The following is a 19,569-nucleotide window of genomic DNA, read 5'->3' on the forward strand; positions in this document are numbered from 1 at the left end:
GCCGCCAGCGTTCAATCTGAGCCATGATCAAACTCTTCAATTTAAGATTTTGTTCGGCTCAATGAATACTGAACATTACATAAGTAATGTTTGAATTGACTGTGCTGAATCTTTCGATTCAATGGTCACTTCGTTTCATTGAAACCTAATTTGATACCGCTTTCCGTTAAGAAAGAAATATCTAATTGGATTATCATCAACGAGTGCCCACACAGATTGATAGGTCTATATTGTTAAAGAGCTTGCTTCGTAAGCTTTGCTATCGAAGCGGAGGCGTATTCTAAGGAATTAATTTTCAGTGTCAAACACTTTTTTAAATTAATTTTTAGAAGTTTTCTTTCGCCTTCTTGCCAACCGCTTTTGCGTTTCCGCTTTGCCCTGACAACGGAGGCGCATTATAGGGAGATGATTTTTCTTGGCAACCCCTTTTCAGAAAAAAAATCAAAAAAAAGCGTCGAATGATTAAATCTCACTCAAACGCTTATTTTTAGCACTCAGTTGTTAACTTCAAGTAGCAAATAGGCAATCAATATGTGTCTAGCCAAGACTCTTCAAAGCCTGTGATATCGAGACTCATTGATTGCGCCGCTTCGATTTGCTCGATAGCCTCCAATTCTTTATTTACACTGCTCATCGTCAGTGTGTTGCTGTCTAGCTCAAACACCTGACTTTGAGTCGTATAGTAGAACTTAAGGATCGTCAGCGCTTTTACATCGCCATTGTTCGCGGCTGCTTTAATGCTTTTTAGTTTACGAAAGATCTTGTTGTGCAGCTGCTTGAGTTTCCAAACGTACAGCACTTCTTCCATGTATGGTCGAGTTTTAATTTGATTCAATAAAGAGAGGGAAGTTGCAACTGCGAGAACGACACCAATCAAATTCCAATGGAAATTGCCCGTTGATTGTTCTGGTACGACTTCAGTGTTGCCAAACAAAACAATCAACAAGGTACTAAAGGCAAGAGAGGAGATGGCGAGCAACGCAACAAAACCGCCAATCACAAGGTTTACTTTCTTTTTATAAATGTCTTTATTTATCTGTTTGATTTCCATATACCACTCCTAACAGGGTTGCCTCCTATTCTAGCCAGCACACCCAGCTCCACAATCGAAGCTTTGTAAGTAAGTTCACATTTGCTATTAAACTCGCATCCCTTCCCTGCTTGGGTATATACTTCCGCGCATTCACTCTTCCTATATAGAGGCTAAATTCATGCGCTCTTTTGTTTTACGAGCTCGCGCGGCGCCAACCACCAGCAAAGCACTGTTAGAAGGTGTTGGTAATGAAGCGCATACAGAGATTCTTGCTCATACCATGATGAACACGATGTTCGTTGCTCAATCACACCGTGAAGATGTGGTTGTTCACTTGGTTTTAGAAAGCACAAAAGATTTCTCACGCACCATTACTATTCGCTCCAACGACATCACCAACATTGGCGGCTTCCATGAGTCAACCTTGATTGCAGCAGTGGCTCGCGCTTTGGATGCTTCGGTTGGTATGGGTAAAGAGCAACTTCGTGAAGTCGAACCTGGTATTACCGTTCGTACAGTGAGCTTTGAACGCCTAGTACAAGAACTGGCAGAAGATCACCAACTATATATGCTGGATAAGAAAGGCGAATTTGTTCGTGATGCAGAAATTGGTGAAAATCCATGTTTCTTGCTAACTGACCATATACCGATGCCGAAAAAGTCTTTTAACAGCTTAAAGCGCCTTGGCACAGAGAAGATCAGCTTAGGTCCTAAGATGCTTTTCGCTTCTCAGTGTGTAGTATTGATCCACAATGAGTTGGACATACGCGAATTCTAGTTATTCGCGCACACGTTGCTAGATAATGAAAGAGGACTCTATTGAGTCCTCTTTTTGTTTCTATAGTAATGCTAAGTTTACTTACCACCAATGCTCAAACGAGCAAAACGAACGTCTGGCGAGAAGAAAGTTCGGCTATCGTTAATTAGCTGAGTATCACCTACTGCCTCAACTTCTTGCAGCATATTGTAGAAGTTACCCGCTACCGTGATCCCACGAACTGGTTGAATGCGCTTACCATCACGGCACAAGAAACCACTCGCGCCAAATGAGAAATCACCACTCACTGCATCCGCACCAGAATGGACACCTTGAAGTTCGACTAACTCTAGGTACTCACCCGCTTTTACTTCTGACGCACTGCTGTTACCCGTCGCAATCACTTTGTGATTCGCTGATACGTCTAGGCTCGATTTTGCACCGCGAGCGGCACTTGCTGTCGAGACTGCGCCCAAGTAACTTGCGGTCTGGCTGTTGTGTAGCAAGGTTTTCAACTCACCATTAGCAATCATGACATTATCTTGAGTAGCGAAGCCTTCACTATCAAAACTCGCGATTGCCATACCATTTGGCATGTAAGCCGTATCAGTAAAGGTAATTAAATCACTCGCAACACGTTGACCAAGCTTGTCACCCAGTGGCGTAATGCCTTTCATCGCGCTTACGCCAGAGAAAGCACTGCCGAAAGCACCGAATAAACTTGCTAGCGCATTGATGTGGAAAATAGCAGGGTAGTTACCTGTCGCAACCGGAGCGCCTTCCAGAAGATCACGAGCAAGGTTGTAGCCACCTTCTATACAGTAAGCTGGATTCAACTCATCAAAACGGCGACCAAGTGACATTCTACCCGCCATTGACTGTTTGCCGTCTTTTTCAAACAAGGTATACGCGTAACAAGTGAACGAGCGCTCGAAGTGTTGACACAATGTGCCTTGAGTATTGGCAATGATCAGTTGTGTTTCGCCATCGCTATAACCATTGTAAGGTGCGCTAGAAGCGTGAGGCAGAGCCACTACGCCTTGCTCAAGTGCGAGAGACAGTTCAATTTTTTCATCAACCGAAGTTGTGTCTTCTTGAGCAATCTCAGCCACGTCAGTCGTGATTTGGCTGTTCACACAACTAATGGTCTGATGTTCATCTTGCTTGGAAAAACGAGCGCTTTGCAGTGCATTAGTTAGCATTAAATCCAAGCTTGGTTGCTCTAGTGATTCAGAATAGCTTGTCGCGACACGAGCATCTTTAATAAGTCGAACACCCAGCACTTGACTTGAGCTTACTTTGTACTCATCCAGCTTTCCTTGGTTCGCTTTCAGAGAAAAGCTGCTGTTGCGGTTTACAATGACGTCCGCTTCTGCACCTTGGCGTTTTGCTTCTGATAGGACGTAATCAACCGCATTGAGAAGTTGTTGTTCTTGGCTCATTAGTTACCGCCTCCTACCAGAATGTTATCGACTTTCAGCGTTGGCTGACCGACTGTTGTTGGCACTGAACCACTTACGGAACCACACATGCCCGGCGCAAGTGCCATGTCTTTGCCGACCATGCTGATTTCTTTCAACACTTTTGGACCCGTGCTGATCAGCGTTGCTGTTTTCAGAGGCTTGGTGATTTTACCATTTTCAATGAGGTAAGCTTCACGAACGGCAAAGTTAAACTCGCCCGTTCCCGGTTGAACCGAGCCGCCGCCCATCTTCTTCGCATAGATGCCGCGTTCAATACCTGCCAGCATGTCATCAAGTGAATGCTCGCCTTCTTCGATAAAGGTGTTACGCATGCGTGAGGTTGGTGCGAACTTGTAGTTTTGACGACGACCAGATCCCGTAGGTTCGTAACCCGTCTTCATGCCACCCATTTTATCGACCATAAAGCTGGTTAGCTTACCGTCTTTGATCAATTGGGTGCGCTGAGTCTTCATGCCTTCGTCATCAACATGAATCGAGCCCCATTCGTTGGTCATGGTACCATCATCGACTGCATTCACTGCGGCATGAGCAACCATTTCGCCCATCTTGTCGTGGAAGACTGATGCTTTCTTCGCAACTGAAGTAGTTTCTAGCAAGTGGCCACACGCCTCATGGAAGATTACTCCACCAAAGCCGTTACCAATCACTACTGGCATTTCACCCGATGGACAAGCATCCGCACCAAGTTTTACTAACGCTTGTTGCGCGATAGTTTGACCTAGCTCTTTCGCATCAAGCTGTTCACTGAACTCCCAACCAGCAAGAGCGCCAGGACCTTCCATACCAGAAGACTGCTCATTACCTTTTTGAGCGACAGTATTACCAGCAACTCGGATGTAGTGGCGAGTATCGTCAACGTGTAGACCTTCTGAGTTGAAGATAGACACTTGTTGTTCGCGCTGAAGCACGCTGCCGATGAACTGGCTGATATGTTCACTCTCTGCGCGAGCGGCTTGGTCAACTTGCAATAAGAACGCGATTTTAGAATCTAGGTTAGCGTCTTTGCCAAGTGGCAAACTACAACCATGTTGAATTGGGTAGCGGTTCAGATTGAGAGAACCTGCTGACGCGATTTGCTCACGCTTATCTTTTGCAGCAAGCAGTGAGGTTACGCGTTTAAGTTCAGCTTCATCGGTGCTGTTGGTGTAACCGTAAAGCACTTTATGACCGAAGAAGAGACGAATACCGATACCAAAATCGATACCCGAGTTAACCTTGTCCACCTCACCAGATGCGATCTGGACAGTGTTGGTTTGATGGTGTTCAACGAATAGCTCAGCGAAATCAGCCCCTAAAAAGAGGGCATGATCGATCACCGCTTTCGCTGTTACAGAATTAAGCATGAAATCTCCTTGCTCGTTGATCGTCCTAGCCTTCCCCACCTTTGAGTTAGACTCTGTTTATAACAGTCGTAACCTAAATTGGATGACTCAAAAGCATATTGGCAACGCGTTAAATATTAACACTTTTTTAACCTTGTTTTATGCTAATCCTTGCTAAATCAAACAACGATTCGTTACGTATTATGTCGACATCTCACTAATAGATAGTGTCTTGAACTGCCAGTTTCAATGCGGCACGTTATTTACACTAATTTCTGTTCTCTCGTTACTGCTCTCAAGTCTCATATTTAATCGATTGCCCCCTCTTGGCCGGAAAAAACACGTGCACCGTAACTGAGTGAACTGCTATTATCTTGACGAAATAGTCGGGGGGCCACACGACAAGTGTTGGCTGAGATCGAAATTCGAGACCCGTTGAACCTGATTCAGTTAGCACTGACGTAGGGAACTATGCACACTTTGCCTTTCGTCGCCCCTCTTAGGTAAGCGATAGCGATCGAAAAATCGATCTATCTGCAACGGTCAAAGTCAGTTCCTATACGTCTTGTAGTAGGAGCGACCATGACGCAGCAATCACAACCTCATTCACATCACACGCCAGCCTTGCCTACCCCTATCGTATTGACCATCGCGGGCTCAGACAGTGGTGGCGGTGCAGGTATTCAAGCCGACATCAAAGCGATGTCCGCAACCGGCAGTTTTGCTTGCTCGGTAATCACGGCGATTACTTCGCAAAATACCCAAGGCGTTTCTGCGATTTTCCCCATTCCTCTCGACCATGTAGAGAGCCAACTTGATGCAGTATTTACCGACCTCAACATCGTTGCAGTCAAAGTGGGCATGCTGGCAGATTCCAACATCATCAAAGTCGTTGCAGACAAAATTAAACAATACCAGCCAAAACACCTCGTGATTGACCCTGTGATGGTGGCCACCAGCGGCGATCTATTACTGGAACAGTCGGCAATCAGCACTTTAAAAGAAGAATTGATTCCGCTCGCAGACATCATTACCCCTAACCTACCCGAAGGCGCAGCATTGACGGGTAAGCCAATGCCTCAATCAGAATCTGAAATGAACGATATGATTACCGACCTTCGTGCGCTTGGCGCCAAAGCTATTCTGCTCAAAGGCGGTCACCTTGAAGAAAATGAAAACAGCAACGATCTGCTTATCATGCAAGACAGTGCCGAGTTAATTAGCGCCAAGCGATTTCCAACCAAAAACACTCATGGCACAGGCTGTACACTTTCTTCCGCCATTGCGTCTTATCTTGGCCAAGGCAACAACCTACACAAAGCGGTGCACCTGGGTAAGCAGTACATCAGCCAAGCTATCGCACACGCTGATGAATTGGATGTAGGTAAAGGCCATGGCCCTGTGAACCACTTTTTTGCGGGTCATACTTATGTTCGCTAACGCGATTGGCATTCAGCTTTCCGATGCTAGTCTGCGATACAAAGACAGCCAAACACCAACGCTAGCAGGGTTGAGTATGACTATTCCTGCTAATCAATGGACAGTGTTACTTGGTCGCAGTGGCTGCGGGAAAACCACAATATTGCGTTACTTAGCTGGCCTACTGGATGACCAAGTTGACTGGCATGGCGAACTCATCACAACGGATGGCGCTGAACTGCATGACCGTATCGCTTACATGGCTCAGCAGGATTTATTGCTACCGTGGTTGAATGTGTTAGACAACGTCTGCCTCAGTTCTCGATTTTCTCAAGTGCAAGCACCAGAGCAAAATAGACAACGTGCACTGACTTTACTAAGCCAAGTGGGACTCGCCGATTACGCGGATGCTAAGCCAGCTCAGCTCTCTGGCGGCATGAGACAACGTGTTGCCCTTGCTCGCACTCTGATGCAAGACAAGCCTCTAGTTCTGATGGATGAGCCTTTCTCTGCACTGGACGCGGTTACTCGTCATAAGTTGCAAACCTTGTCTGCCGAATTGCTGAAAGATAAGACGGTTGTTCTGATTACCCACGACCCACAAGAAGCGGTGCGATTAGCTCACCAACTCTATGTGTTGCAAGGCACACCTGCGCAAGCTCAGCACTTGGTCGTTCCAGACTCCAAGCCGCCCCGAGTTCTCGATGGAGAGTGCGCCGCGCTTCAACAAGCGATTTTGGATCAATTGGAGAAAGACTATGAGTGATATGACTCAGTACAACTCCGTTTCGGCACGTATTAGTAAAAAAGAACGCGTGACCCATCCGGCTCTGCGCTTAGTTATCAGCACAGCGGTGATCTTGGGATTGTGGCAGTTGGTCGTGGTGATATTCGATATGCCAAGCTTCATCTTACCTTCACCAATTGAAGTGCTGGATAGATTGGTCACTCGTTACGATGTCTTGCTCAAACATACTTGGGTTACCGCGCAAGAGATTTTACTTGGTTTGGCGCTTGGATTATCAATGGGTTTGCTGTTCGCATTGCAAATGCTGATGTTCGAACCGCTGAAGCGTTGGTTACTGCCCATTCTGATTGCTAGCCAAGCGATCCCTGTGTTCGCCATCGCGCCAGTACTCATGCTTTGGCTGGGTTACGGCATTGCATCGAAAGTCGTCATGGCGGCGATCATCATCTTTTTCCCCGTCACGACATGTTGCTATGACGGCTTACGCAATACACCAACAGGTTACCTCGATCTTGCCAAGACCATGGGCGCGTCTAAATGGCAGTTACTTCGTCATATTCAATTGCCAGCCGCACTACCAACTTTAGCTTCAGGTATTCGTGTTGCCGTCGTTATTGCGCCAATTGGAGCAGTGGTCGGTGAGTGGGTAGGTTCAAGTGAAGGCTTGGGTTATCTGATGCTCCAAGCTAACGCTCGCATGATCATTGATGAGATGTTTGCGGCGCTGTTTATCCTCGCCGTGCTGTCTATCTCACTCTACTTCATCACCGATAAATTATTGAAAAAAGCCATCCCTTGGGAAAGCAAGTAATTACAGAAAATAACCAAAGAAAATTGGGAAAGAAAAGGAAGAACCCCGTGAATAAAAACAAACTTATGGGCGCTGCTGCTCTACTCGCTTCAGTGGTATCAACCAACGTGCTTGCAGCTGAAAAAGAGATGACACTGATGTTGGATTGGTTCGTCAATCCAAACCATGGTCCTATCGTTATTGCCAAAGAGCGTGGTTACTTCAAAGAACAAGGTTTGAAGGTCAACATTCAAGAGCCGGCAGATCCAAGCACGCCACCTAAGTTGGTCGCGGCGGGTAAAGTCGACATGGCGATTTCTTACCAACCAAGCCTAACTATCGATGTCGCGGCGGGTTTGCCACTAATCCGCTCTGCGACTTTGATTGCTACGCCACTCAACACGTTGATGGTGCTGGATAACGGTAAGAATGAAAACCTTGGCGACTTGAAAGGCAAGAAGATCGGTATTGCGATCGCAGGCAACGAAGAAGCGACAATCGGCACCATGCTAGCGCAAGAAAACGTGAAGTTTTCTGACGTACAAATCATCAACGTAGGTTGGGCGCTGTCTTCGTCTCTTGCGTCTGGCAAGGTGGATGCGATTTGGGGCGGTCTACGTAACTTCGAAACCAACCAACTGGCACTAGAAGGTTATAAAGCTAAGGCCTTCTTCCCTGAAGAACACGGCGTGCCAGCGTATGACGAGTTAGTCTTCGTAGCCAATGCAAAAACCTACGACAAAGAAGCCATCAAGGCATTCAACAAAGCGCTAGAGCAAGCAACCACTTACATCGTTAACCATCCAAAAGAATCTTGGAAAGAGTTTGTTGCTTATTCACCAGACACGCTCAACAACGAGCTTAACCAACGCGCTTGGAACGACACGCTAACTCGTTTTGCTCTTCGTCCATCCGCAGTAGATCTGAAACGCTACGATGATTATGCGCAATTCATGTATTCACAAAAAATCATCGAAACACTGCCAAAAGCGAAAGATTACGTACCGAACTTTGACTAATTCTACTGACTTTGGGCTCTAAGCCTAGGGTCTTTTGATAACGAGATACCCATAATGAAATACCAAGATTTGATCGACGCTTGCCGCCAAGATTGGCAAGAATACACTGAGCATGCTTTCGTGCAGCAATTGGCGCAAGGCACTCTGGCTCAGCCTTGTTTTCTGCATTACCTAAAGCAGGATTTTCTTTTCCTAAAACAGTACGCACGAGCCTACGCATTAGCGATCTACAAAGCACGTACTTTGGATGACATGCGCCGTGCCTTACCAAGCGTACATGCATTGCTCGATTCTGAAATTGCCCACCACGTGACTTACTGTGAGCAATGGGGACTGACAGAATCCGACTTGGAAAACGAGCCAGAGGATTTCGGGACAGTAGCTTATACCCGCTACGTATTGGATGCTGGCATGACGGGCGACCTTGTTGATCTATACGCGGCACTAGCACCATGCTCTATCGGTTATGCCGTAATCGGTAAGATGCTGATTGAAGATGAAAAGACAGTAATCGAAGGCAACCCATACGCAAGTTGGATCAAACTCTACGGTGGTGAAGAGTTCCAATCTGGTGTCGCAAAAGGTACAGAACACTTTAACCAGTTATTGGCGGAAATCGACATCAATAGCCAGCGTGGTCAAAACCTGATTCAGGTATTCAAAACCGCAACGCGTATGGAAGTGGCATTCTGGCAACAAGGTCTGAACGCTCAGTAAGATTAATCGGAGAGTCTCATGTTAATTGAACAAATCACCCAAGCATTAACCGCAGTACGCCAGCAAAAGCCATTAGTCGTCAACATCACTAACTACGTGGTGATGAATAACTCAGCAAACGCACTATTGGCCATCGGAGCTTCTCCAATCATGGCGCACTCCAAGCAGGAAATGGCAGAGATGATGTCGTTCGCGGGTTCACTGGTTATCAACATTGGTACCCTAGACAGCGTTTGGATACCACGTATGAGCTATGCCGTAGAGCAAGCCAATGCCAATGGTAAAATCGTTGTACTCGACCCTGTCGGTTGTGGAGCAAGCTCACTACGTACAGAGACATCACGTGAAATCGCACGCCTTGCAGACAAGTTGATCATTCGTGGTAACGCCTCAGAAATCATCGGTCTCGCTGGCGAACAAGCACAAAGCAAAGGCGTCGATGCGTTAGACAGCAGCGACGCAGCACTTGGCGCAGCGAACTTCTTAGTTTCAGAGTATGGTGCAAGTGTGGTGATTTCTGGCGAGACTGATTACATCATCACGAAAGAGCAAACTGTGCAGCTAAACAACGGTCACGAGATGATGCCATACGTAACCGGAATGGGCTGCACACTAACGGCACTGACGGGTGCTTTCGCTGCTGTTGGTGATCACTCCGGACTTGCTGCCGCGGCGGTACTGGGCGTTGTGGGTGAAATTGCGGCTGAGCAAGCGCGAGGGCCAGGCAGTCTGCAAATGAACCTGTTGGATGAGCTTTACCAACTGGATGAAGAAACACTGGCAAAACGCCTAAAACTCCAAGTGAGTTAAGCTTTCTCTAACAAATACCGGCCTCTCACTCCCTGTAGATGAGAGGCCCAAAGGAAACAAAATGAACGCCTATCGTTTATATTTGGTCACCGATGACCAACAAGATTTAGCCACACTAAAGCGTGTTGTGAGAAAAGCCGTGGAAGGTGGCGTGACCATGGTACAAGTCCGCGAAAAACACGGCGATGTGCGTGCGTTTATCGAACGTGCTCAAGCCGTGAAAGACATCCTTAAAGATACCAATGTGCCTTTGATCATCAATGACCGCGTTGATGTTGCACTGGCAGTTGATGCCGATGGGGTTCACCTCGGGCAATCAGACATGCCCGCAACTATCGCTCGTGAGTTGATTGGACCAAACAAAATCCTCGGCTTATCCATCGAAAATGAAGAGCAGCTTGCAGAAGCGGACTCTCTTCCGATTGATTACATCGGCTTGAGCGCAATCTTCGCGACGCCGACCAAAACCAACACCAAGAAGTTCTGGGGTATTGATGGCTTGAAGATGGCGTTAGAGACGACTTCACTGCCGATTGTTGCCATTGGCGGCATTAACGAAAGTAACATTCCGCAACTCAGCGCCACTGGTGTTCATGGCTTAGCTTTGGTTTCAGCGATTTGCCACGCAGAAGATCCAAAAGCCGCATCGGAATATTTATTAGGGTTGATGAGCTAACCTTGCTCACGCCTGAACAAAGCGCTTATGGATGAGCGCGTTTGCCTTTCAGTACTTTCAACAACCTCTCCTTTCACAACGAAGAGCTGCAATGTCACTTTCACGCTCGAATTGACAGAGCGTTGATAAGTTTTTCACGCCAGATAACGTAAGATAAGCCCCTTATTTTCACGTGGTTGAATAACCCTCAATAAAAACAAAACGCTCTCAATGAAAACCAAAAAATATGGATTGATGATGCTCGCCTTGTTTGTTCTTGGCATCATCCCAATGTCGCTGTTTGGCTCTTATCACAATCTCACTTCACAGGTGCCGGAAAGTCTGGGTATTACTTTTACTTTGCTCACAGATTCTGCTGGTAGCAAAGGCTTTTTAATTACGTTAACACTGCTACTGCTTTCTTTATTTCGCTTTAAACCAAGTCGCATTGAGTGGATACAAAAACTCTCAATGTTAGGGTTGTTACTGGTGATTGGTTTTGCCAGCAAAACGGGGCTAAAACTGATGACAGAAAGCCCGCGTCCCTACACGGAATTGCTCGCAGCAGAACAATTGATTGAGCACCCAGACGCGTTTTATCAGTTGGATACAAAGCAGCAAGCCAACGTAATTAACCAGATTTCTGAACACGTCAGTGATTGGCGAACGCGCCATTGGCAAGGCGAGAAAGACTATTCTTTCCCATCCGGCCATACGATTTTCGTTTCGATTTGTTTGGCTTTCTTTGGCGGGTTGTTCTTACAGAACAAGTGCTATATCTCTGCACTGTCATTATGGATGTGGGGAATGAGCGTCGCATATAGCCGCTTATGGCTGGGGATGCATCGCCCTGAAGATTTAATAGGCTCAGTCTTGTTTGTCGCGATTGTATTTACTTTACTCCCGACATTTCAAATTAAGAAACAGATGCCATTTGTTTCTCTCGCTTCGCGCTAATGTGAACGATTACTAGATAAAAAAGAAGCCAGCGATTCGCTGGCTTCTTGCTTTAAAACGCTACTTTTTTCTAACCATTTCTTGGTGGTTCAAACGCTGTTAGTTCTAATTCTGGGCCAGTGTATTTTTCAATACGAACCAGCGCCGAGTTCGCCGCACAGCCGTTTGCAAGTCGAGAGGTCGGAATATCCAACGTTAACACGTTACAACCGCCGTTCTTACAAATGCCGGTTTTCGGATCCAGATCCGGCCAGCCGCCTTCATGAATACACACTGAACCTTGCTTGATTCGGTCAGTCACTTCTGCACCAACCAATACTTGGCCACGGTTGTTAAACGCACGAACTAAATCGCCCGTTTTAATACCACGCGCTTTCGCATCTTCAGGGTGAATCCAAATAGGTTCACGGTTTGCAATTGCGTACTCTTCGCGAATCTTCGCGTAGTTAAACTGGCTGTGTAGACGATGCGCTGCGTGCGCGGTCATTAGCTGCAACTCGCCGTCTTTTGCATTGCCAGTGTACTCGGTTGGTGCCATCCACGTTGGGTGTGGAGGACAGTCTTCCAACTGATAACCTTCAATGGTTTTCGAGAAGATTTCGATCTTACCACTTGGTGTACCGAGTGGATTCATGATCGGGTCTTCACGGAAATCTGCGTAACGAACAAACTGTGCGTTCTTCTCGTTCCACTTCATCTCGATCAGTTGGTTATCTTCCCAGAACTTGCTGAAGTTCGGCATTGCTACGCGAGAGCCACGGCCACCTTGTTGCGCCGCCTTGTAGAAGCCGTACAGCCATTCCATTTCAGTTTTGCCTTCGGTGTATACGTCACGGCCACCCGGAGCTAGCATCTCGGCCATGTCCGCGAATACATCGAAGTCATTACGCGCTTCACCTTGCGGCTCAACCACTTGCTTCATTGGCACCAAGTGTTGGTTACTGTAGTCACCCGTCATCGTTAAGTCGTTACGCTCGAACGATGTGGTGATTGGCAGAACAATGTCCGCGTGCTTCGCAGCCGCCGTCCAGTAAGGCTCTGAAATCACGATCAGCTCAGGCTTTTGCCACGCTTTGATCAGACGGTTGGTGTCTTGGTGGTGAGTAAAGTTCGCACCACCTGCCCACCAAATCATCTTGATGTCCGGGAACGTCAGTTCATGACCGTTATGATGGTAGGATTGACCTGGGTTTTCCAACGCCTCGACAATACGCGCCACAGGGAAGCTTTGCACCGCGCCAGACACCGCCCAGTCGTTACCCGCAGAAGAGCCACCACCCAGTGATGCCGAAATCGCAGGAAGTACGCCAGCATCACGAGCAGGGTTACCACCGTTTGAGTAGTGATAAGAGAAACCAAAACCACCGCCCGGTAAACCGATTTGACCCAACATCGTTGCCAGTGTAACCAGCATCCAGTGACGCTGCTCACCGTATTGTTGGCGCTGCATGCCCCAACCCGCCATCAGCATGGTGCGGTTTTTACTGAAGATATCAGCCAGTAACTCAAGTTGCTTCGCAGGTACGCCACAGATTTTTGATGCCCATTCTGCTGATTTTTCTACGCCGTCTTCTTCGCCCATCAGGTACGCTTCAAACTTGTCGTAACCTGCGGTGTATTTATCGAGGAAGGCTTTATCGTGCTTACCTTGTTTCACTAAGGTGTGTGCGATACCCATCATCATTGCCACGTCGGTCATTGGGTGAGGAGCAATCCACTCCGCATTCTCGCCAAAGAATTCAATGGTTTCAGAACGAACAGGGTCAATCGCAATAACCGTCTTGCCTGATTTTTTCAATTGATGGAAGAATTCAAGACCAGCACAGTCTGTTGAGCTCCACGCGATTTTTAAGGTGTTGATTGGGTTTAAGCCCCAAAGCACAACCACATCACTGTGCTCTAGCACCACTGGGTACGTGGTTTGTTGCTCGTACACTTCGATAGAGCCCACAACGTGCGGCATGATGATCTGCGCAGCACCCGTTGAGTAGTCACCCAAGTGGCCTGAGTAGCCGCCTGCCATGCTCATGTAACGTTGCAGCAAGGTTTGTGCTTTGTGCAGCACGCCACTTGAACGCCAGCCGTAAGAACCAGCAAACACAGAAGCCGGGCCATATTCTTTACGAATGCGCATGTGCTGTTCGTGGATCAGCTTGTAAGCTTCATCCCAAGACACGCGTACAAATTCATCGCTGCCGCGAACACCTTCGGGAGCTGATGGGTTTGCCAAGTAACCTTTACGAACCATTGGGTACTTAACACGCGCTTTAGTGTGCACTTGGTCAGGACCGGTGCTTTGTAGGCTATTTGGTACAGTTTGAGGCAGAGCATTGGTGGTCGAAACCAACTTACCATCTTGTACTTCACACAACATTGGGCCCATGCGGCCCGCCGTTAGAATGCCTTTGCCGCGAGCATTAGAAGACGCAACAGACATAGGTGCAAATGAAGTGAATGCCATTGCACCAGCCGCCATACCAGTGCCTTTTAGAAATCCGCGACGGGTCATATTAGTCATAATCTTATCCTTCTATTTATCGTTAGTGACCAACCACATCTTTCGCGTGGTGCTGGAAGAACTTGGTTAGAATTTCTAGGTTCTCGGCTGAAATATCAGTTCGATCACCCATACTTTTCGCTACCGGTCCCCATGCATTCACTGTGAAGTGATTTGAAGGAATTTTCGCGTGACAAGTTGCACAGTAAACGTTGTCCAACTCTTCTGCGTATGACCATACTGGTTCAAGCGTGTCAACAACTGGAGAATCAATAGCACCTGTTAGAGAAACCGCGCGCCATTCGTTGCCGTAAACATCTGCCTCAAATTCACCAGTTTCAAGCGCTTGTTGGCCTTGCTCGGTTAGCGTTGCTACGATGGCACGTTGACCTTCTCCCATGTAAAGCACTTGCTCTGCGCCTTTCATTTGGAATGCGTTCAACTTAACAGTGCGGTTGTCGCCTTCAGAGCTGATTACTTCCAACTTCGTCGTTGGGTTAATTTTACCCATCTCACCCATTGCGATTTCAGTCACAGGGTAAACAACCTTGGCATTAGGTGATGTTTTTGTGGTGAAGCTCATCAACGTTTCAAATGCCTTGCTGTCTAGCTCTGCTTCTGGTGCAAAGTGCGCCACACCTTTGTGACAATCGATACACGTTTGATCGTTCGCTTTTGCGTACTCGTGCATCTTCGCCGCATCACGTGATTGCTCAAACTCTTCCATTGCATCGAAATCATGACACGAACGACACGTCGCTGAATCATTTTCACGGAACTGAGCCCATACCGTTTCAGCCATATCTTTACGATGTGCTTCATATTTCTCTGGCGTGTCGATCTTACCTGTCACAAATTCATGGTAGATGTCTTTCGACGCGCGAATTTTGGTGATCAGGTAATCCATTGGTTCTTGAGGAATATGACAGTCAGAACATTCCGCGCGAATGCCTTTCGCATTACTGAAGTGCACTGAGCCTTGGTACTCTTTGTAAGGGGTTTCCATAGAGTGGCACGAGAGACAAAATTCAGTATCTGAGGTGTAATGCATTACTGCCGCACTCCCCCCCAAAGTTAACCAGCCCACACCAATGCCGGCAGCAACCAGCAGTGCAACATATCGTTTTTTTATTGACATAATTAGCAACACTTCCAAATAAAATGTAATTATAGGTCGCAAATTACTACTTTATGGGTAGTCCTCTCTTGATCCACATCATTTCCGTGTTGCTCTGTATGCCTCAAGTATGAAATTTTGTTATTTACATCTCAAAGATGAATATATGGCAATAATCCATTGCCTAGCCAACTATTCACCACATAAATCACTTTTATGAATGCAACTATTTGATTAAACAGATAAGAGGATGAGAGACTGAATCTCCACATTGATGCAGTAAGGACACGCATGTCAGTTTATATCGAGACGCACAGAAGCCAATTAAGACCCATCAAAGCCAGTGACTGGGAACTCTTTCAACGATTACTCTCCGAACAAGAGGTTATTGCGCTCTGTTTCGATCGTCCCAGCGAAACAGAAATAAGAGAAAAATTTGCTTCGCGATTATTACCATGGACCCCAAATAGCCAGCATTGGCTTTGCCTTGTAATACTCAATAAGCAATCAGAACAACCCATCGGCATCACTGGCTTTGCTATTGAAAACGGTAAGGCAGAGGTAGGTTACTTACTTTTGCCGGAATTTCATGGCCAACAGTTTGGAACAGAAACTCTTCAAGCGCTTCTATACTGGGCAACCTCGACACATAACATCAACCACTTTTCCGCGACGGTCACTGAAGGCAATATTGCGTCAGAGCGTGTCCTGATAAAATGTGGTTTCGAACTCATTGAGGTCATTCCAGACGCATACCAAATTGGTGGCAAACCCTACGCCGATAAAATCTACTCACTACAAAAATAAGGACGTATTTTGAATAAAGTAGTCATCATTACCGGCGCAAGCCGAGGCATTGGAGCCGCAGCGGCGAAAAAGCTGGCCGAGCAAGGCTATCGCGTTTGCGTTAATTACCGCACTCAGCAAGAGGCCGCCGACCAAGTTGTGGCAGAAATACAAGCAAACGGTGGCAAAGCGATTGCCATCGCCGCAGACGTAGCCGATGAGAAGCAAGTGCTCTCCTTGTTTGATGAAACAGAACGTGAATTTGGTGCAGTGACGCACTTGGTCAACAACGTTGGCATCCTATTTACTCAATCGCCTTTGTCAGAAATCAGCTTGGAACGCTTTCAGAAAGTAATGAACACCAATGTGAATAGCTGTTTTCTCTGCTGTCGAGAAGCGGCGAAGCGATTCAGTGCAGGCGGTGCAATTGTGAATGTCTCCTCTGGAGCGTCGCGCTCAGGCGCGCCATTTGAGTATGTCGATTACGCCACATCAAAAGGCGCGATGGATACCTTAACTAAAGGGCTCTCGCTAGAGTTGGCAGAGCGCAATATTCGCGTCAATGGCGTTCGACCTGGTTTCATTTACACTGATATGCATGCCGACGGCGGAGAACCAAACCGAGTAGATAGACTCAGCCCTCAAATTCCTCTTAAACGCGGTGGCACGGTAGAAGAAGTGGCAAATGCGATCGCTTGGCTATTAAGTGACGAAGCCTCTTATGTCACAGGATCATTTATCGATATTGCAGGGGGCAGATAGAATGCAAGTCCATATCCGACAAGCGATTCCCGATGATTTAGACGGAATTTTTCAGCTTAATTTTCAAATTAATTCACTGCATTTTGCGAATGCGCCAGAAGCCTTTGTTGCGCCTTCAGAAGCTGACCGTGAATTTCTTGCACAAGCACTAGAGAACAAAGAGCGACTCTTTTTGATTGCCGAACGCGAACAGCAAATTCTCGGCTTCTTAACCGCGATGATCACCCAAAACGACACCATCAGTTTTCTGATCAAAGACCCAATTTGTCGCGTGGGAACAATTGTTGTCGATGAAGCGCAAAAGCAGCAAGGAATCGGCCGCCAACTGCTCCAAGCCTGTGAGCAATGGGCGCGCGATGCCAATGCCACACAAGTTCGATTGGAAGTGATGGAATTCAATCAGCCAGCACAGCGCTTTTACGATAATCAAGGTTTTAAAACTAACTCACGCATTATGCTGAAACATTTGTAACGATAACGACAATTAAGCGCTTTTCACGACTAAACCCACCTAAATCGCATTTATCGATGCAATTTACCCCCTGATTTTAGAAAAAGACGATATGATGTGCGGATAAGGAGATTCGAACATGATTTATCTTTTCGATTGGGGGAACACCTTGATGGTAGATTTCCCTCACGCACAAGGAAAAATGTGCGATTGGGAACACGTAGAAGCAGTTCCTCAAGCCAGAGAAACACTGGCAATACTTTCCCAAAATCATCCCATCTACATTGCGACCAGTGCATCTGATTCCAACATGGAAGAGATTCAGCGTGCATTTGTTCGCGTCGACTTAGACCAATACTTAAATGGCTATTTTTGTTTTGCCAACCTCGGTATCGCTAAAAACCAACCTGAGTTTTATCTCGCCATCGCAAAACAGTTAGGGGTTAACGTAAGTGGAATAACCATGGTTGGCGATTTACCTCACAAAGATATTTACCCTGCGATGAAAGCGGGCGTAAACACAATTTGGTTTAACCCAACGGGCGCTGATGCACCAGCCGAAGCCATTCCTAACCAAATTCGTTGTTTATCTGAGCTTATCCCCTAACCGTTACTAACCTGCACTAATCAAGGAAGATGAATGCAAATCAGATCCATCAAGGTGAGCGATATCGCGCGCTTCACCGCGCTGTGGAATCGAGTGTACTCCGAAGGGGAATTTTTGATTTCTCCGGCACCCGATAACGCAACGCTTCGCAGAATCCTGCAACGTGTGGAAAACGAGTCCATCCCTCAGTTTGTCGCGTTTGACCGCCAAAAACTTATCGGTAGTGTTGAAATCTACCCAGCTGAGATGTGCGGTTACGAAAGAGGGCAACGCCTTCGCGTCGGTATTCTTGGTATTCACATCGACAAAAACTACCGAGGCAAAGGATTGGGGCGGAAACTATTGGCAGTCGCGATCGCACGTGGTTGGGAATTTGGTTACGACCAAATCGCACTCTACGTATACACAACCAACACACCAGCGATTGCTTTGTATGAACGGTTTGGATTTGAACATCAGGGAGAACTTGGGGAAGTGACCTTGCCAAATGGTAAAGTCTTGATGAGTCAAAAAATGATATTGTATAAAGCGCAAAGCCGTTCGAAAAGCCCAGATTTGTAGAGTCACGATAACCGTTGTTCGCAACACTTATTCGGGGTTAACACCCTTGCGTCACATGCCCTCGAACAATTGAATCGTTAGAGGCTTGATTCACGTAGTAGAAATAGCATGCTTCTTCTGCCAGTGTGTAACCTTGCGGCCAAATGTACACCACGCGATCAACACCCGATTTATCTAAGAACTGATAATCAGGAATAGCGACAAAATGAGCACTGTTTGGGTGCTGCTGACCGATGATGCAAAAATCACTGCCTTTGCACGGCACGTCAATTTTCGAATAACCTCTGGCTGGTAGATCGATTTCTAACAAAGCTCGAATACTATCGGCACTCGCTTCTGGCATGCCTTTGCGTGTTTTGACATGTCGGTCAATGTAGTGAACGTGCTCTTGGCCGTAAGCGTTATCAATCACTGATTGAGCATGAAAGAATTTGAGAGCCGTACCCAAAGAAGACTGAGAACTGTGCAGCATCGCAGCGTATGCTTGGCGATGAATATCGAGTAGTACTGGTAAAGCAGCTAATGCGATGAAAGCCAAAGTGGTGAGCACTATGGTGATTTCCATCAGCGTAAATCCCTTTGATTTCACGTTTCTTATCTCAACTAGCCCAAGACAATAGCCCCACATCCATGTGAGACCGAGCCAATATATCGCCAATTTTTTACGATTAAAGGTCCAAGGGGTAAGAAGAGACAAACACCACGCAAACTTGAGAACAGCAGCCAAAGAGCGGTGCAACAAAACGACGCTATGTATCAGATATTAGACGGTTTTCACTCTCTAGCTATTGAGTAAAGGCACATTATTTCGCACGAGACCACGACGAACATTCGTGCACATTTTGCCAAAACGACGAATCTCATCGAACTGCGGAACAATGCCGCGCTCCATGGCTGACTCCCAATAAGTGACTTCTGAATCGACCATTTCCAACAATTTCTTCGGACAGCCAATGCACTGCCCTTCTGGTCCACATACAAACGTTTCTGGTTCATAAATTGGTAGTTCCGCTTTTACTTGCTCGATGATGCTACGCATGGCGGTCATTCGATCTGGCTTTACCTTCATCATTCTGC

Annotated in this window: 21 protein-coding genes and 1 riboswitch; of the genes, 14 read left to right on the top strand and 7 right to left on the bottom strand. The window is 46.8% G+C overall.

The window, feature by feature from the left end; genetic code table 11:
* Window positions 1-526: 526 nt before the first annotated feature.
* The gene (locus tag R7Q11_RS02540; RefSeq protein WP_225466153.1) at window positions 527-1,051 is read right to left on the bottom strand and encodes a DUF3087 domain-containing protein; all 525 of its coding nucleotides are present in this window, start codon (window positions 1,049-1,051) and stop codon (window positions 527-529) included.
* 160 nt (window positions 1,052-1,211) lie between these two features.
* On the opposite strand from R7Q11_RS02540, the gene trmY reads away from it, so the two are divergent.
* The gene (gene trmY / locus R7Q11_RS02545; RefSeq protein WP_017634347.1) at window positions 1,212-1,811 is read left to right on the top strand and encodes a tRNA (pseudouridine(54)-N(1))-methyltransferase TrmY; all 600 of its coding nucleotides are present in this window, start codon (window positions 1,212-1,214) and stop codon (window positions 1,809-1,811) included.
* Between the two features lie 77 nt (window positions 1,812-1,888).
* On the opposite strand, the gene R7Q11_RS02550 is transcribed toward trmY, so the two are convergent.
* Window positions 1,889-3,232 carry a TldD/PmbA family protein gene (locus tag R7Q11_RS02550; protein WP_064376367.1) on the bottom strand — a complete coding sequence of 448 codons (1,344 nt, stop codon included), beginning with the start codon at window positions 3,230-3,232 and terminating at the stop codon, window positions 1,889-1,891.
* Complete coding sequence (locus R7Q11_RS02555; protein ID WP_225466154.1) at window positions 3,232-4,617, bottom strand: TldD/PmbA family protein; 1,386 nt, start codon at window positions 4,615-4,617, stop codon at window positions 3,232-3,234. The genes R7Q11_RS02550 and R7Q11_RS02555 overlap by 1 nt, the downstream gene beginning before the upstream one ends.
* A gap of 356 nt (window positions 4,618-4,973) precedes the next feature.
* Window positions 4,974-5,081, top strand: a riboswitch (TPP riboswitch).
* Window positions 5,082-5,178: 97 nt separating this feature from the next.
* On the opposite strand from R7Q11_RS02555, the gene thiD reads away from it, so the two are divergent.
* The 8 genes from thiD to R7Q11_RS02595 all read left to right on the top strand — a co-directional run bounded on the left by thiD (window position 5,179) and on the right by R7Q11_RS02595 (window position 11,711).
* A complete protein-coding gene (gene thiD, locus R7Q11_RS02560) occupies window positions 5,179-6,036 on the top strand; it encodes a bifunctional hydroxymethylpyrimidine kinase/phosphomethylpyrimidine kinase (RefSeq protein WP_005383329.1) in 858 nt (285 codons plus the stop codon).
* Entirely contained in the window at window positions 6,026-6,781 is a 756-nt protein-coding gene (locus tag R7Q11_RS02565; RefSeq protein WP_225466155.1) for an ABC transporter ATP-binding protein, read from the top strand. Before thiD ends, R7Q11_RS02565 begins: the two co-directional genes overlap by 11 nt.
* A complete protein-coding gene (locus R7Q11_RS02570; protein WP_005374292.1) occupies window positions 6,774-7,574 on the top strand; it encodes an ABC transporter permease in 801 nt (266 codons plus the stop codon). The genes R7Q11_RS02565 and R7Q11_RS02570 overlap by 8 nt, the downstream gene beginning before the upstream one ends.
* Before the next feature lie 47 nt (window positions 7,575-7,621).
* Window positions 7,622-8,572, top strand: a complete 951-nt coding sequence (locus R7Q11_RS02575; protein WP_225466156.1) for an ABC transporter substrate-binding protein — start codon at window positions 7,622-7,624, stop codon at window positions 8,570-8,572.
* Window positions 8,573-8,626: 54 nt separating this feature from the next.
* Complete coding sequence (gene tenA / locus R7Q11_RS02580) at window positions 8,627-9,289, top strand: thiaminase II (protein ID WP_085569488.1); 663 nt, start codon at window positions 8,627-8,629, stop codon at window positions 9,287-9,289.
* 18 nt (window positions 9,290-9,307) lie between these two features.
* The gene (gene thiM, locus R7Q11_RS02585) at window positions 9,308-10,099 is read left to right on the top strand and encodes a hydroxyethylthiazole kinase (RefSeq protein WP_085569487.1); all 792 of its coding nucleotides are present in this window, start codon (window positions 9,308-9,310) and stop codon (window positions 10,097-10,099) included.
* A gap of 61 nt (window positions 10,100-10,160) precedes the next feature.
* Window positions 10,161-10,775: a thiamine phosphate synthase gene (gene thiE / locus R7Q11_RS02590; protein WP_005374296.1), complete on the top strand. Its 615-nt coding sequence runs from the start codon at window positions 10,161-10,163 to the stop codon at window positions 10,773-10,775.
* A gap of 210 nt (window positions 10,776-10,985) precedes the next feature.
* Complete coding sequence (locus R7Q11_RS02595; RefSeq protein ID WP_005374297.1) at window positions 10,986-11,711, top strand: phosphatase PAP2 family protein; 726 nt, start codon at window positions 10,986-10,988, stop codon at window positions 11,709-11,711.
* A gap of 70 nt (window positions 11,712-11,781) precedes the next feature.
* On the opposite strand, the gene R7Q11_RS02600 is transcribed toward R7Q11_RS02595, so the two are convergent.
* Together R7Q11_RS02600 and R7Q11_RS02605 are read right to left on the bottom strand one after the other, a co-directional pair.
* Window positions 11,782-14,229 carry a trimethylamine-N-oxide reductase 2 gene (locus R7Q11_RS02600; RefSeq protein WP_047102515.1) on the bottom strand — a complete coding sequence of 816 codons (2,448 nt, stop codon included), beginning with the start codon at window positions 14,227-14,229 and terminating at the stop codon, window positions 11,782-11,784.
* 22 nt (window positions 14,230-14,251) lie between these two features.
* Complete coding sequence (locus R7Q11_RS02605; protein ID WP_047102514.1) at window positions 14,252-15,346, bottom strand: NapC/NirT family cytochrome c; 1,095 nt, start codon at window positions 15,344-15,346, stop codon at window positions 14,252-14,254.
* A gap of 270 nt (window positions 15,347-15,616) precedes the next feature.
* Here R7Q11_RS02605 and R7Q11_RS02610 point away from each other — a divergent pair, with 270 nt between their 5' ends.
* From R7Q11_RS02610 to R7Q11_RS02630, 5 genes are all read left to right on the top strand, one after another.
* Window positions 15,617-16,132, top strand: coding sequence for a GNAT family N-acetyltransferase (locus R7Q11_RS02610; RefSeq protein ID WP_047102513.1), 516 nt, complete (start codon window positions 15,617-15,619; stop codon window positions 16,130-16,132).
* 9 nt (window positions 16,133-16,141) lie between these two features.
* Window positions 16,142-16,873: a glucose 1-dehydrogenase gene (locus tag R7Q11_RS02615; protein WP_005383319.1), complete on the top strand. Its 732-nt coding sequence runs from the start codon at window positions 16,142-16,144 to the stop codon at window positions 16,871-16,873.
* 1 nt (window position 16,874) lies between these two features.
* Window positions 16,875-17,345, top strand: a complete 471-nt coding sequence (locus R7Q11_RS02620) for a GNAT family N-acetyltransferase (protein WP_047102512.1) — start codon at window positions 16,875-16,877, stop codon at window positions 17,343-17,345.
* Between the two features lie 118 nt (window positions 17,346-17,463).
* Window positions 17,464-17,931 carry an HAD family hydrolase gene (locus R7Q11_RS02625; RefSeq protein ID WP_047102511.1) on the top strand — a complete coding sequence of 156 codons (468 nt, stop codon included), beginning with the start codon at window positions 17,464-17,466 and terminating at the stop codon, window positions 17,929-17,931.
* Window positions 17,932-17,964: 33 nt separating this feature from the next.
* The gene (locus R7Q11_RS02630) at window positions 17,965-18,492 is read left to right on the top strand and encodes a GNAT family N-acetyltransferase (RefSeq protein ID WP_047102510.1); all 528 of its coding nucleotides are present in this window, start codon (window positions 17,965-17,967) and stop codon (window positions 18,490-18,492) included.
* 37 nt (window positions 18,493-18,529) lie between these two features.
* Here the strand turns inward: R7Q11_RS02630 and R7Q11_RS02635 are convergent, their stop codons facing one another.
* Both R7Q11_RS02635 and R7Q11_RS02640 read right to left on the bottom strand, forming a co-directional pair.
* The gene (locus R7Q11_RS02635) at window positions 18,530-19,120 is read right to left on the bottom strand and encodes a type II secretion system protein (protein WP_225455765.1); all 591 of its coding nucleotides are present in this window, start codon (window positions 19,118-19,120) and stop codon (window positions 18,530-18,532) included.
* A 153-nt stretch (window positions 19,121-19,273) separates the two neighbouring features.
* On the bottom strand, window positions 19,274-19,561 hold the full coding sequence (locus R7Q11_RS02640) for a hypothetical protein (RefSeq protein WP_154204436.1): 288 nt from the start codon (window positions 19,559-19,561) through the stop codon (window positions 19,274-19,276).
* Window positions 19,562-19,569 lie beyond the last annotated feature (8 nt).

The organism is Vibrio sp. 970 (genome assembly GCF_033339075.1).